Origin of the sequence: Bacteroides sp. M10 (genome assembly GCF_014334015.1) — a bacterium.
In the GTDB taxonomy this organism is placed as follows: domain Bacteria; phylum Bacteroidota; class Bacteroidia; order Bacteroidales; family Bacteroidaceae; genus Bacteroides; species Bacteroides intestinigallinarum.
Genome location: NZ_CP060488.1, coordinates 427,965 through 442,602, shown reverse-complemented (window position 1 = coordinate 442,602; position 14,638 = coordinate 427,965). Strand labels below are relative to the sequence as shown.

Below are 14,638 nucleotides of genomic sequence, written 5' to 3'. Positions count from 1 at the left end.
AGAAGATATGAAAGATAATAAATCAGCTTCTTTGTTTCCAAAGGAGCAAGTTATAGAAAGTTTGAAACAATCATTCGTGAAACTGAACCCACGAATGATGATAAAGAATCCGATTATGTTTACGGTAGAGGTGGCTACGGTAGTCATGCTGCTTGTGACGCTCTACTCCATTGTTAATTCTTCACAGGGTTCGTTTGCTTACAACATTGCCGTGTTTATCATTCTGTTTATCACTTTGCTGTTTGCCAATTTTGCCGAAGCTATTGCAGAGGCACGTGGTAAAGCACAGGCCGACAGTTTGCGTAAGACTCGTGAAGAGACACCGGCAAAGAAAGTGGAAGGCAATAAAATCGTTACTGTCAGTTCTTCACAGTTGAAGAAAGGGGATGTGTTTGTCTGCGAGGCAGGAGACGTGATTCCTTCCGACGGTGAGATTATTGAAGGGTTGGCTTCTATTGATGAAAGTGCCATTACCGGTGAGTCTGCTCCGGTCATTCGTGAGGCAGGTGGCGACAAGAGTTCGGTAACAGGAGGTACGAAAGTACTGTCCGATCATATAAAGGTGATGGTGACTACCCAACCGGGAGAAAGTTTTCTTGATAAGATGATCGCATTGGTGGAAGGTGCTTCCCGTCAGAAAACCCCGAATGAGATTGCATTGACTATTTTGCTGGCAGGTTTTACGCTTGTTTTCGTCATTGTGTGTGTGACTTTGAAACCGTTTGCCGATTATAGTAATACGGTCATCACTATTGCTTCGCTTATTTCTTTGTTTGTGTGTCTGATCCCGACAACTATCGGTGGACTTCTCTCTGCCATCGGTATTGCCGGTATGGACCGTGCACTTCGCGCCAACGTGATTACTAAATCCGGTAAAGCGGTTGAAACTGCGGGCGATATTGATACATTACTGCTGGATAAAACGGGTACTATCACCATTGGTAATCGTAAAGCAACTCATTTCCATACAGCTCCGGGTGTCGATCTGCACGATTTTGTGGAAACTTGTCTGTTGTCTTCCTTATCCGATGAAACGCCGGAAGGTAAGTCTATCGTAGAATTGGGACGTGAGTCGGGCATTCGTATGCGTAATCTGAATACAACAGGAGCACGTATGATTAAGTTTACGGCTGAAACCAAATGTTCGGGAGTAGACCTGGCAGATGGAACGCAGATTCGTAAAGGTGCTTTTGATGCCATCCGTAAGATGGTGGAAGGTGACGGGAATGAATTTCCGAAAGAAGTGGAAGAGGTTATTTCTTCTATCTCAAGCAATGGTGGTACACCGCTGGTAGTATGTGTAAACAGAAAGGTGACTGGTGTTATTGAACTGCAGGATATTATCAAACCGGGTATTCAGGAACGTTTCGAACGTCTGCGTAAGATGGGAGTGAAGACGGTAATGGTGACAGGTGACAACCCGTTAACTGCAAAATATATTGCTGAAAAAGCCGGTGTGGATGATTTTATCGCCGAAGCGAAACCGGAAGATAAGATGGAATATATCAAGAAGGAACAGCAGGCTGGTAAATTGGTTGCAATGATGGGAGACGGAACGAACGATGCTCCTGCCCTGGCACAGGCCAATGTAGGTGTAGCCATGAATAGCGGTACACAGGCAGCGAAAGAAGCTGGTAATATGGTCGATTTGGATAACGACCCGACGAAGTTGATCGAGATTGTGGAAATCGGTAAACAATTACTGATGACACGTGGTACGCTGACTACTTTCTCTATCGCCAATGACGTAGCGAAATATTTTGCTATCGTTCCGGCCTTGTTTATGATCGCCATTCCCGAACTGGCTGCTCTGAATATCATGCATCTGCATAGTCCTGAAAGTGCTATTCTTTCGGCAGTCATTTTTAATGCGATTATTATTCCGATTCTGATTCCGTTGGCTTTGCGTGGTGTGCAATACAAGCCGATAGGTGCGAGTGCTTTGCTTCGCCGTAATCTGCTGATCTATGGTGTGGGTGGTGTGATTGCTCCTTTCGTGGGAATCAAATTGATAGATTTAGTAGTAGGTTTATTCTTTTAATTAAAAAACAATAGCAATGAAAACTTTATTGAAGTCATTAAAAATAACACTTGCTTTTTGTGTCTTTTTCTCCGTGTTCTATATCCTTATCCTGTGGGTGTTCGCACAGGTAGCGGGTCCTAATAAAGGAAATGCCGAAGTAGCTACATTGAACGGGAAAGTAGTGGGAGCAGCCAATGTCGGCCAGATGTTTACAGAGGATATTTATTTCTGGGGACGTCCTTCTTCTGCCGGTGACGGGTATGATGCTACGAGTTCCTCTGGGAGTAATAAGGGTCCTACGAATCAGGAGTATCTGGATGAAGTAAAAGCGCGTATCGATACTTTTCTTGTACATCATCCTTATTTGAATCGGGCGGATGTGCCTGCTGAAATGGTTACAGCCAGTGCTTCGGGACTGGATCCTAATATTACTCCTCAATGTGCGTATGTGCAAGTGAAAAGAGTGGCACAGGCACGTGGATTGAGAGAGGAGCAGGTGAGAGCAATTGTTGATAAAAGCATAGAAAAACCGCTTTTGGGGTTGTTGGGAACAGAAAAGGTGAATGTTTTGAAATTGAATATCGCTTTAGAGGAAAGTAATAAGTAGATGAAGATTGAGCAGCGTTCCTGTCCGGACCGTTTGGGTTATGCCGCGGTTCAAATTAACAGGGTTGGATAGGGCGCTGCTTTTTTACGGAAACATAAAATAGAATAAGATAAGAAGTATGAAAAGTTTTTTTAGTAAAAAGAGTTTTTTAGGAACAATGGCTGTAGCAGCCGTTTGTGTGTTGGGAACAGTTAATGCACAAGCACAAGAGTTTACTATACAAGGTGATTTGGTAAGTTCGTATGTATGGCGTGGTATTTATCAGGGGGGAGCTGCTTCCTTTCAGCCGACTTTGGGATTTAGCGTAGGTAATTTTTCGCTTACTGCATGGGGCTCAACCAGTTTGAGTGAGAGTAATAAAGAAATTGACCTGACCGCAGCTTATAAGTTCGGTGAAGCAGGACCGACGCTTTCTGTAGCCACTCTTTGGTGGGACGGACAAGCTGATGTGGCCAATGGAGAACTTACCAATAATTATTTTCATTTTAAAAGTGGAGACACCGGACATCATTTTGAAGCAGGGTTAGCTTATACGCTTCCTATTGAAAAGTTCCCGTTATCTATCGCATGGTATACCATGTTTGCCGGTGCTGACAGAAAAACGACTGATGAGGGGGAAGAAAAGCAGGCATACTCTTCTTACGTAGAACTGAATTATCCGTTCAGTGTGAAAGGAGTTGATCTGAATGCTACTTGTGGAGTGGTTCCTTATAAGACTCCGCAGTATAATGTGAATGGGTTTGCAGTGACGAACCTAGCTTTGAAAGCAACGAAAGCAATAAATTTTAATGATAAGTTTTCATTGCCTATATTTGTACAGGCTATATGGAATCCACGTTTGGAGGACGCCCATTTAGTATTTGGCGTAACTTTAAGGCCATAAAATAAACTCATGAATTTTTGTGAAACCCGTGGTGATCGTGATGATTACTACGGGTTAGGATGTTTAAAATAACAGATTGACGTAATGGATGATAGAGAACATAGTGTACAGTATTTTTTGGATCTGATAAAGAAGTCCCACCGGGGCAAATTCAAGGTCTATATCGGTATGATAGCCGGTGTGGGAAAGTCATATCGTATGCTTCAGGAGGCACATGAACTGCTGGAGAACGGTGTGAACGTGCAAATCGGCTATATCGAAACTCATGGACGCGCCGGGACGGAAGCATTGTTGCAAGGGCTCCCTGTCATTCCGCGTCGTAAAATCTTCTATAAGGGGAAAGAATTGGAGGAAATGGATCTGGATACGATTATCCGTGTCCATCCGGAAATTGTAATTGTGGATGAACTGGCTCATACCAATGTAGAAGGTAGTTTGAACGAGAAACGTTGGCAGGATGTGATAACTTTGCTGGATGAGGGAATCAATGTGATTTCGGCAATCAATATTCAGCACATTGAAAGCGTGAATGAAGAAGTGCAGGAGATTACGGGTATTGAAGTGAAAGAACGGGTGCCCGACAGTGTTCTTCAGGAAGCGGATGAGGTGGTGAATATTGACTTGACGGCAGAGGAGCTGATTGCACGTTTGAAAGCGGGTAAGATATATCGTCCGGAAAAGATCCAGACGGCATTGGATAATTTCTTTCGGACAGAGAATATTCTTCAGTTACGTGAGTTGGCTTTGAAGGAAGTAGCGTTGCGGGTAGAAAAAAAGGTGGAGAATGAGGTGGTGATGGGAGTAGCCGTCGGACTCCGGCATGAAAAGTTTATGGCTTGTATCAGTAGTCATGAGAAAACACCCCGGCGAATTATCAGAAAGGCGGCAAAGTTGGCAACCCGGTATAATACCACTTTTATAGCCCTGTATGTTCAGACTCCGAAAGAGAGTATGGATAGAATCGATTTAGCCAGTCAACGGTATCTGTTGAACCATTTTAAGCTCGTGGCGGAACTTGGGGGAGAGGTGGTGCAGGTGCAGTCGAAGGATATTTTGGGTAGCATCGTCAAGGTTTGTAAAGAGAAACAGATATCGACTGTTTGCATGGGAACTCCTAATTTAAGGTTGCCATACGCTATTTGTTCTATACTGGGATATAGAAAGTTTTTAAATAATTTGTCACAAGCTAATGTAGATTTGATTATACTTGCATAATATTAATCGTATGAACGTTATGAATATTAAAACGAAACTGATTCTCGGTATCGGAATGCTGGCCGGAATGATTATTTTGCTGGTAACACTTTCAGTTGTGAATCTTCAAATTCTGACAGCGACAGAACCTGATAGTCCTGCTGCTATGCCCGGATTGGAACGTGCTCTGTTATGGATTTCCGTAACGGGAGGAATCTGTATCTTGACCGGACTGATATTGCTTTATTGGTTGCCCCGTACTATCAGCAAGCCTATTAAAGAGCTGAAAGAGGGAATTCTTGAAATAGCCAATCATAATTATGAGAAGCGTCTGCAGATGAATAATAATGAAGAATTCCGGGATGTGGCGGATAGTTTTAACCGGATGGCGGAGCGTTTGACCGAATATCGTGCCAGTACTTTGTCGGATATTCTTTCTGCAAAGAAATTTATTGAAGCAATTGTAAACAGTATAGATGATCCGGTGATCGGCTTGAATATGGAGCGTGAAATTCTGTTTATCAATGAGGAAGCACTCAATGTCTTGAATCTGAAACGGGAGAATGTGATTCGTCAATCGGCGGAGGAACTGGCTTTGAAGAATGACCTGTTGCGGCGGTTGATCCGTGAACTGGTGACGCCAAGCGAGCAGAAGGAACCATTGAAGATATATGCCGACGACAAAGAGAGTTACTTTAAGGCCTCTTATGTCCCTATCATTAATACGGAGGCTGAAAAAGGGGAACCCCGCAAACTGGGTGATGTTATTTTATTGAAGAATATCACGGAATTTAAGGAACTGGATTCTGCCAAGACTACATTTATCTCGACGATATCTCATGAACTGAAGACTCCGATTGCTGCTATTATGATGAGCCTCCAGTTGTTGGAAGATAAGCGTGTCGGTGCATTGAATGATGAACAGGAACAGTTGTCTAAGAGTATCAAGGAGAACAGCGAGCGTTTGTTGAGTATCACCGGAGAATTGCTTAACATGACCCAGGTGGAAGCGGGAAAACTACAGTTTATGCCGAAGATCACCAAACCGATTGAGTTGATCGAATATGCGATTAAAGCTAATCAAGTGCAAGCGGATAAGTTTAATATCCAGATAGAAGTGGAATATCCGGAAGAGAAAATCGGCAAACTCTTTGTCGACAGTGAAAAGATTGCCTGGGTATTGACGAATCTGCTAAGTAATGCTATCCGTTATTCTAAAGAAAACGGACGTGTGATTATCGGTGCCAAACAGGATGAAAATATGATCGAACTCTATGTCCAGGATTTTGGAAAGGGGATTGATCCGCGTTATCACAAAAGTATCTTCGACCGTTATTTCCGTGTACCCGGAACGAAAGTGCAAGGCAGTGGATTGGGATTATCTATTTCCAAGGATTTTGTGGAAGCTCATGGTGGTACGTTGACGGTAGAGAGCGAATTGGGTAAGGGTAGCCGGTTTGTGATGCGGTTGAAAGCGTAGATTTGAAGGGGTGTATGGAAGAATCAGACTTCCGGCAAGCATTTTTGTGCCTGCCGGAAGTTTTTGTTTATTTTCTTTTATCGTTTTCTTCTCCTCCAACATGTCCAAATGCCGCATAATCCAATGATAAATGGAATGCCATAGCAATAGATGGTTTTAATGGTAGATAAATCCATAGGCGTCAGGCTGATATCTTTGTCGAGGAAAGGATCTCTGGAAGAAGATACCGGAAACTCATTATAACACAACCAACGGAATGAACCGGGAATCATATTAAAGTTAAATGAATAAATACCTGGTCTTGAGCTTTTTTGTAGTTCGGCATTGCTGAAACAATCTGCGTCACCCAGGACGATGATACGTTGTTCTTTATCTTTGTTTTTTATCTTGCGGGTTAATGCTATTGCCGTAGGATATGCCCCTAGCTTTTCACCTTGAAGAGAATCCAATGAAAGAGAATCATTTATAAAATCTTTTGTTTGATATTCAATCCATGTTTGTTGGGCGTTACTTTGCAATAAAACGATTGGATGGAATTGGGTTGTATCGACAACTTCCAGAGCAACCGCTGATGGCATAGTGACCGCACTATAGGTTTTTCTTTCTACCATACGTTTGTAGAAACCTCCTATACTGTCAGCGGCTGCTTGTGTAGCCTTTGCAAGAATGAGGTCTCCCGGATTAATGTCAGAAGGTTGTGCAATGATTCCCGGAAGCAGTTTTAAACCGATTTTCCGGAGCAAGGGATTCATCACTTCCTCACGTCCGACATCACCCATAATCATCATATTACCTCCACGTTCAAGAAAACGGTTTATAATTTCTTCTTCTTTTGGACTCATGGACGAACGCATTTCAGCAATAAGTAATATATTGATATTGTTTGGTATATCATTCATATCCTTCAAATCCAGTTCCGTCAAATCAAAACCTTGGTTAATCATGGAATAACGGAAGCGCCCGTGTGTGGCAAAAAGTGAGTAATCCTGATCTCCCTTTTTAGTGGTCGAACGCTCGTGGTGTCCTGTGATGACACCTACCTTTACGGGAGTAACAAGCATTTTTTTCAATGCTGCGGAGATTTCTGTTTCAGAGGGATGATATTCCATATCGTCGAACAAACGAAGGCGGGCTTGTTCACCGGACCCACGCTCTACAACACGTACAAACCGATAATTTTCTTTAGCCAGATCTATTTTCTCTTTTAGTTCTTCGGCGCTTTTTAGTTGCTTAGGATTGAAATTCTTTTTCTTGGCAACTTCATAAGCTATTTCACGAATACTTTTATTTGGATATTGGTGATAAAGAGTACTGTCTTTTGGTGTAGAGTAATAGTAAACGTACTTCATTTTTATCTCTGGTTTGAAGCGTATGTACATTTTAAATCGTGTCATATCTTCTTTCTGTTCCTTTGGAGAAGCAACGTCAAATTCTTTATCAAAGATATCGACATAAGTTGTAATTGTCATAGGGCCGGACAACTGTCTCATCACTTTCTGACTTTCTTCCGAAAGTGTACGCTGCTTGCTGCGGGTGGCATCATAAAAAAACATTAATGCCGGGCGTGAACTGGCAAAACCAATCACTATAATGGTGCATACGGCTAATGTATAACGCATTGTTTTTGAAAGGAACGAACGGCGTGTCTTTTCATTATTCAGTTTAATGACCGATAGCCAGAGGAATAATGAAATTACAGCCAAGAAATAGATGACATCATCGCTGCATATCAATCCTCCAACCATTTCACTGGCGCGTCCTTTAATAGATAACCAATAAGTAATCTCTCTAAAGAATATGGACTCCTGGCCGATTCCACCCACATAATTGAAAAATGCCAATGTGGAAAGGGTGGCAACAGCTGCCACAACCTGGTAAGATGTGAGCGTGGTCATAAAGAGACCGATAGAGCAATAGGTCAATATCAATAGAAACATGGATAACAATCCCGCTAGGATAAGTGTAACATCAACATGTGGTACCGATATAAACATCACGATTGTCGGTAGGGCAAGGATAACGACAAAGATCAGGGCAAATACTACCATTGAGACAAACTTGCCGACAATGATTTGAACACTGCTTACCGGTGATGAATATAGTAGTTTGATAGATCCTGATGAATATTCACGGCTCATCAGATTCATGGTCAATAAAGGAATATAGAGGTAGATCGTTTCCTGTATTACTTCATATATTCCTTTGAGACCAAGAACAAAACCGGCTGTGACACTAAAAGTGATCGTGTTGCCCAATGCTTTTATTTTTACTATTTCCGTCAGGATATTCATAAAATCGAATCCTACCTGGCATGTAAAAGCGACCAGTAGCAACCATGCAACCGGTGAGTAAAAAAGTACCGCTAGTTCGGTACGGGCTATTCTAAGTATAAGTCTTAAGTTCATCTTTTTCTCTATTAATTTCTTCTGCGGAAAAACCAGATGCCAACTCCCATTAGTAGGAGGATAGCGGGTATAATGATTATGAAAATAGTTTTCATCGTACTGACATCCTTTACTCCGATTGAGAGCTTGTTGTCGGTGCAATGAGGACGGCGTACGTCAATAGGAAATTCTCCTCCGGAAAGCCAGCGGAAGCTTTCGATAATCATATTAAAGTTTCCTGATGTATACCCTTCACGTGAAAGAGTTAGTTCAGCATTACTTATACAATCTGCATCACCAGAAATGATAATACGCTGCTCTTTATCTTTCAGTTGACGTGAAAGGGCATAGGCTGTAATATAGGTTTGTTCTTTTTCTTCTGCAGAGGCGTTACATTGTACAGGTGATTCCTCCAGATCGGTTTGTTCCTTCTCAATCCATACTCCTTTGGCATTTGTTTCAAGAATCGGTGTATATTGGAATCCATAATCGTTGTCGAAGGAGGTAAGAGCTACACATCCGGGCATAGAGACACGTAGGTCATGTTTGGGAAAATCATCTTTGAATCCAAATGTTAGTTTTCCCGATTCACGGGTGGCTTTGGCTAAAATCAGATTAGGGGAGAAATCAGCAGAAGATTGTGCCAGTTGATACTCTTCCATTTTGATACCGAATCTGCCTAGAAAAGGATTCATGATTTCTTGCCTGCCTGTGTCGGTGAGAATAAATAAATTACCTCCACGAGCTAAGTAAGTTTCCAGTTGACTTTCTCCTTTTTCTGTAAGCGGAGTTCTCATTTCTGCAAGAACCACAATATTGATAAGGGAAGGAATTGTGTCTCCATGGGAAATGTCGATCTCACAGACTTCGAAGCCCTGATTAATCAAGGCAGCCCTGGAATATTTTTCAATGGAGAAGTTACTGTAGTCGCGGTCACCCGGTTTAGATATTTCACGTTCACCGTCTCCTTTGATAAAGGCAACAGTGGGAGGAGTTGAGATCATCTTTTTTATTGCTGCTGTAATTTCTGCTTCTGATGGTGTTGCTTCCATATCCTGAAAATCACGGATGAAAGTACGTTTCCCATCTTGTGTTTCCATAATGCGAACAAATGTATTTTGCTCTTCACGCAGATCTACGATTTTACGGATTTCTTCCGGAGATTTGAATAAATGAGGATTTAAATTATAAACCATGGTCATATAATCACGCATTTCATCTATCGTTTTGTCTTGAAACTTGGGATTATTTGCTACGCCGTTGGGGGCAAAATCATAATAATAGACATACTTTACTTGCAGGTCGGGCTTAGCGAGGCAATAAGGTTCGAAAATCGTTTCATTCGCTTTCTTCATAATAGGAAGGTACCGATATGACTTTCCATCAAGCAGATTAACATAATTGGTAATAGTTACCGATCCTGTCAGTTTTGCCAATACATTTTGGCTGTTTTCGGTAAGTGAATTTAGTTTTGTACGTGTTGTATCCCACACCTTAATCATTCCCGGACGTGAAGTGAAATAACCGATTGCCATTGCTGCGACAAAAAATCCCAGATAGCTGATTGTTTGTCGGAACCGACTGATAGTTCGCCGGTCGGATGAAAGTTTGAAAATGGTAAATGCCAGGAAAAGGGTTACTACAACAATAAAATAAATCACATCCTCACTTCGGATTACTCCGTTTAGCATGTCGATTGTTCTTCCATTTATTGACAGCCAATAAGTCAGTTCACGTATGAAATCGTATTCCTGACCGATACCTCCTATGAAATTTAATATGGCTAAGATAATAAGAGTCCCAACCGCTGCCACTACTTGGTAAGTTGTGAGTGAGGACATAAAGAGCCCAATAGCACAATAAGTGCATATTAATAAATAGAGTCCGAGGAGGGCGACTAATATCGGAGCCCAATCAAAAGAGGGGATTACCAAACTGCCATAAATAGCACTGGCTATCGGGACAAGCATCAGACAACAGCCAAATCCGATGGCTGCAAGATATTTGCCCAACACGATCTGACTACTGGTGACTGGTGATGAATAAGCTAGTTTGATAGAGCCCGATGCCGTTTCGCGACTGATGAGCCCCATTGTTAGCAATGGAATATAGATGTATATGTTTGAAACGATAGAGGATAGAAAACCATAGCTACCTAAGAAACAAATACTGCTTAAAGATACTTCGTCGCCTCCCGAAAGGTCATAGCTGGTCACTATACTTTCCATTAGTGATGCGAAACCTGATGCTGTCAGGAATGAAAAAACAATCAATATGAACCATGCAATCGGCGAATAGAATAAAATAGCCAAATCGGTTCGAGCAATACGCATTATAATCTTTAGATCCGTCATGTCAGATATTGTTTTTAAGTTTTCCCGATAGTTGTGCAAAGATAATGTCGAGAGAACAACGTTCCATTGTGATCTCCTTCAACCGCCATCCGTTCTGTATACTCAATGCTACTACTCGTTCAGTTATGTTCTCATTATCATCAAAGCGTATCCGGAATGTACCGGGATAAAGCTCTTCTATATTTAAGACATGCTCTATCTTTGCTAATTCTTCCATGGAAGGAGGAAGTGTAAATGTTACGGTGAAACTACTAGGAACTACATAATTATCAAAGTCCTTCATAGTACCGGAGAATACCACTTTACCGTGTTCAATCATACGAATGTCATTGCAAGTAGCTTGCACCTCCGATAGGATATGTGTAGAGAGTAGTACAGAATGATCTTCTGCAATCTCTTTAATCAGATTGCGTATTTCGACAATCTGATTAGGATCGAGTCCATTTGTAGGTTCATCAAGTACTACGAATGGTGGATTATGTACGATTGCTTGTGCGATTCCTACTCTTTGTTGGTATCCTCCAGAAAGATTCTTTATCAACCGTTTGCTGAAATGAGCAATGGCGCAACGTTCTTTGGCTGTTTCTACGGCTTCACGTATCTTTGATTTGTCCATTCTCCGCAGTGTGGCACAATGTATTAAGTATTCGTCGACAGTCAAGTCCGGATGAAGAGGTGGCTTTTGAGGCAGGAAACCAATATGTTTTTTGGCTTCAACCGGATTTTTCCGTAGATCGATGCCATTGATAAATACATCCCCTTCCGTTTGATTTAAAACTCCACAGATGATATTCATGGTGGTGGACTTACCTGCCCCATTAGAACCTAACAGACCTAATATTCCTGTTTTCTCAATAGAAAAATTGATATCGCGAATGGCCCAATCAACACTATAACGATGGGATAAATGCTTGACCTCGACAATAGGATTACTCATAATTTTTTATTTTAAATGATTAACTGATTTCTTATTCATATTACCATGCAACTCCTCTTGAAATATCCATTCGGTTCGATTTGATCTTTCTGAATTTCCAAGAGAAATTTATGGTAAAATACCTCCCGAAGTTCTCTCTGTCAATATAACTGGTATAGTTATCTTTCATTTGGATAATACGGTTATGATATGAATTTAACAAGTCGAATGCTGTAATACTTACTTCTGCCCGTCGACTGAACACCTTCGCCCCAGCATAAATATTTAGGATGTTTTCTTTATCAATCTGGTGATAGGTTTTGTTGTCCTGGTGCTGATAGGTATATGATACATTCGCAAAGAAATACTTTAATATGGGAGTGCACGTCATATTTACCATTAAGCGATTTGCTAATATCCGGTTTGTTTGGTCATTCACCTTATTGGAGGCTTGCCGATAGTTGATACTCCAATAAGTTGATGCGCGCAATCGAGGAATCAGATTGGTAGCGAATCCAGTTCCTATCCTTGTTGTGCTTATTTTTGTTATATCCCGTATATTATCATAGTAGTAAGGCAGATGTTCATACTTATTATTAATATTAACATCTAAATTAGATTTGATTTTTACGATAGGATACATCCAGGAAATATCCCAGTCTGTATTCCATGCTCCATTTAGATTGTCGTAACTACTGAGTGTACTATTTGCAATAGCCGTGTATTTAAAATCAGGCAAGTAAGTTGCTTTGCTAAAATAAGTGTTCCTATTGGAGATACTGTTTTTTATGAAAGCTAGCGTTAATTCCGAATTTATCAAATGTCCGTAGTTATTAAAGCGATACTGTTCTTTCCACCAGATTTTATGTATAGTACTGGCTTTCAGGTTTGGATTTCCACCGCTGATAAAATAAGGATTAGAATTGTTGATTTCTGAACGTAACTGTGTTATATTGGGGAGTTGGCTATTCATAGAATATTTGATTGTATGCTCTGCTTTCTCACTCAATCTTCCTCCTAAAGAAATCCGTACTTCTCCTTTTAATGCGTTAAATGATTTTTCAAATTTTGTTTGTGCCGTTTCTTTTCTATCCTTAATAATGGAATGTTTCCACCCTGCTGAAATCTCAATATTGAAAATTCCTAAATCGGGCAGAATAACTGTCGTTTCAGGGGTGTGTTCTATCAGATAATTTCGGTAATTATATGTATTTGTAGGGTCTATATCTCCTGTTATTTTGTTCCATGCGAGCTGATTGATATGGCGATTGTCCGATACAAAATTATATACTAATTCGATGAATGAATATTTGTCTTTTGATAGCATGCGCTTTAATCCTGTTTTGGCCTCCCATTTATTTCCTCTTCCATTGGCTGGAATTGTTGTAATCTCTTGCAGACTTCCACTAGCCTCATTTTGTGTCTTGTTTTCTCGGCTTTCTTCTCCGTTGGACGAGCTATTCGAATAGTTCGCATGGATGGAGTAGTTCCAATCTCCGACGAATTTTGTCCAATTCACCACACCTTGCATCTCTTGGGCTTTACCACGGCCGTTTTGTTGTAAAATGCCGGTACTCTTAATTTCATCTACGCTATTTGTGATTTGCTGTAGTGTATGTTGTTTTGAATGATTAGTTGATAAGGTATAATCAATAATCAAATTGCCCCATTTCTTATCATTCATACTAAATCCAGTATTCATAGTATGTTTATTATACTGATTTGTATTTTGATATTGGCTTAGATAACTCTTTTGCCAGAAGGCATCTGTAGCAAAGTATTCTTGTTCAGTTTGGGTATTGGCTTCTGTTGCGCTTCGTGCAAACTGATAGCTTCCTTTTATTTCTTTGTAAAATCCGGTTTCTTTTTCCCAACGGCGGGACAGGTTGATAGCTCCAAAGCTATTTTCACTGTAAGTCTGCGATGGATTCCTGGTACTTAGAAATATTTGCGGTTGATTGGTTGTTCTGTTCAAGTTATTGTGCATAGCATTGATTGCTACCAACATTTTCTCGGAGAAAAAGTTAAATGTACCTCCTACACCATAGCGTGCATTATGGTCTGTGAGCTGTTGTTTTTCCATATTTCCTCCGATACTTGCTATCAGATTCCCTTCCTTCGAGTTTACTAATTTGCTTTTTGTCTCAATATTCAGAACTCTGCGTTTCTTGCCTTTTCTATTTTTACGTGTTTGCTCTTTATGCTCATCTTCATCATAAGCGGATATGTATACAACATCATTGGCAGGAAGGTGATTCAACGCATTCATTGGATTTTCTCCAAAAATCTTTTTGCCGTCAACGTATGTCTTCTCCACATCTTTTCCAGCGACTTTAACTCCCTGTTCTGATACTTGCACTCCCGGCATTTGCTCCAGGATATTTCGTGCTACATCGTCTTCCAATATGTTGATTCCTTGTGGATTAAATCGGATAGTATCGCCTCGGTATACCATAGTGGGAATTTTACCTTTTACTGTTACGGCTTGCAATTGTATAACGCGGTCGGTCAGATAAAAGTCTTTTTGTGCTGTTTGTCCCTCTCGTACATATAGTGTATCAGAATCCGCGATAAATCCGTCGGCCCACACGATGGCTCGTGCGATGCCGACGGGAACTTTGTTCCAAAAGATAAATCCTGCATTTCTATAATCTTCCTTCAATGTATCTTTACCACATATCAGATTTGCCTTGACTGCATCAAGACTTACTTGCATAATACTTGTGCGTAGCTGTACTTTTCCATATTTGACAACCTTTTGTTGCATGGTAGTGGAATCTGATGGAATTGTTTTTTG

The 14,638-nt window shown here is 40.9% G+C and carries 9 protein-coding genes; 5 read left to right on the top strand and 4 right to left on the bottom strand.

The window, feature by feature from the left end; translation table 11 throughout:
- Nucleotides 1-7: 7 nt before the first annotated feature.
- From kdpB to H8796_RS01870, 5 genes are all read left to right on the top strand, one after another.
- Nucleotides 8-2,041 (top strand): potassium-transporting ATPase subunit KdpB, encoded by a 2,034-nt coding sequence (kdpB, locus tag H8796_RS01890; protein ID WP_017142939.1) that lies wholly within the window; start codon nt 8-10, stop codon nt 2,039-2,041.
- 16 nt (nt 2,042-2,057) lie between these two features.
- Nucleotides 2,058-2,630 (top strand): K(+)-transporting ATPase subunit C, encoded by a 573-nt coding sequence (locus H8796_RS01885; protein ID WP_117938090.1) that lies wholly within the window; start codon nt 2,058-2,060, stop codon nt 2,628-2,630.
- Nucleotides 2,631-2,748: 118 nt separating this feature from the next.
- Entirely contained in the window at nt 2,749-3,513 is a 765-nt protein-coding gene (locus H8796_RS01880; RefSeq protein WP_117938088.1) for a hypothetical protein, read from the top strand.
- 84 nt (nt 3,514-3,597) lie between these two features.
- Entirely contained in the window at nt 3,598-4,728 is a 1,131-nt protein-coding gene (locus tag H8796_RS01875; RefSeq protein WP_004309023.1) for a sensor protein KdpD, read from the top strand.
- Nucleotides 4,729-4,747: 19 nt separating this feature from the next.
- Nucleotides 4,748-6,187, top strand: coding sequence for an ATP-binding protein (locus tag H8796_RS01870; protein WP_032840003.1), 1,440 nt, complete (start codon nt 4,748-4,750; stop codon nt 6,185-6,187).
- Between the two features lie 77 nt (nt 6,188-6,264).
- On the opposite strand, the gene H8796_RS01865 is transcribed toward H8796_RS01870, so the two are convergent.
- From H8796_RS01865 to H8796_RS01850, 4 genes are read right to left on the bottom strand one after another with little or no spacing between them, the layout of a single operon-like run.
- Nucleotides 6,265-8,592 carry a Gldg family protein gene (locus H8796_RS01865; RefSeq protein WP_117938086.1) on the bottom strand — a complete coding sequence of 776 codons (2,328 nt, stop codon included), beginning with the start codon at nt 8,590-8,592 and terminating at the stop codon, nt 6,265-6,267.
- A gap of 11 nt (nt 8,593-8,603) precedes the next feature.
- Nucleotides 8,604-10,925 (bottom strand): Gldg family protein, encoded by a 2,322-nt coding sequence (locus tag H8796_RS01860; protein WP_117938084.1) that lies wholly within the window; start codon nt 10,923-10,925, stop codon nt 8,604-8,606.
- Nucleotide 10,926: 1 nt separating this feature from the next.
- Entirely contained in the window at nt 10,927-11,862 is a 936-nt protein-coding gene (locus H8796_RS01855; RefSeq protein WP_117938082.1) for an ABC transporter ATP-binding protein, read from the bottom strand.
- Between the two features lie 40 nt (nt 11,863-11,902).
- Nucleotides 11,903-14,608: an outer membrane beta-barrel protein gene (locus H8796_RS01850; RefSeq protein WP_158570832.1), complete on the bottom strand. Its 2,706-nt coding sequence runs from the start codon at nt 14,606-14,608 to the stop codon at nt 11,903-11,905.
- Between the last annotated feature and the right edge of the window lie 30 nt (nt 14,609-14,638).

Bases quoted from the DNA above. Each gene is read 5' to 3' on its own strand.
- H8796_RS01875 (WP_004309023.1), top strand. From the start codon at position 3,598: ATGGATGATAGAGAACATAGTGTACAGTATTTTTTGGATCTGATAAAG.
- kdpB (WP_017142939.1), top strand. From the start codon at position 8: ATGAAAGATAATAAATCAGCTTCTTTGTTTCCAAAGGAGCAAGTTATA.
- H8796_RS01870 (WP_032840003.1), top strand. From the start codon at position 4,748: ATGAATATTAAAACGAAACTGATTCTCGGTATCGGAATGCTGGCCGGA.
- H8796_RS01885 (WP_117938090.1), top strand. From the start codon at position 2,058: ATGAAAACTTTATTGAAGTCATTAAAAATAACACTTGCTTTTTGTGTC.
- H8796_RS01860 (WP_117938084.1), bottom strand. From the start codon at position 10,925: ATGACGGATCTAAAGATTATAATGCGTATTGCTCGAACCGATTTGGCT.
- H8796_RS01850 (WP_158570832.1), bottom strand. From the start codon at position 14,608: ATGCAACAAAAGGTTGTCAAATATGGAAAAGTACAGCTACGCACAAGT.
- H8796_RS01865 (WP_117938086.1), bottom strand. From the start codon at position 8,592: ATGAACTTAAGACTTATACTTAGAATAGCCCGTACCGAACTAGCGGTA.
- H8796_RS01880 (WP_117938088.1), top strand. From the start codon at position 2,749: ATGAAAAGTTTTTTTAGTAAAAAGAGTTTTTTAGGAACAATGGCTGTA.
- H8796_RS01855 (WP_117938082.1), bottom strand. From the start codon at position 11,862: ATGAGTAATCCTATTGTCGAGGTCAAGCATTTATCCCATCGTTATAGT.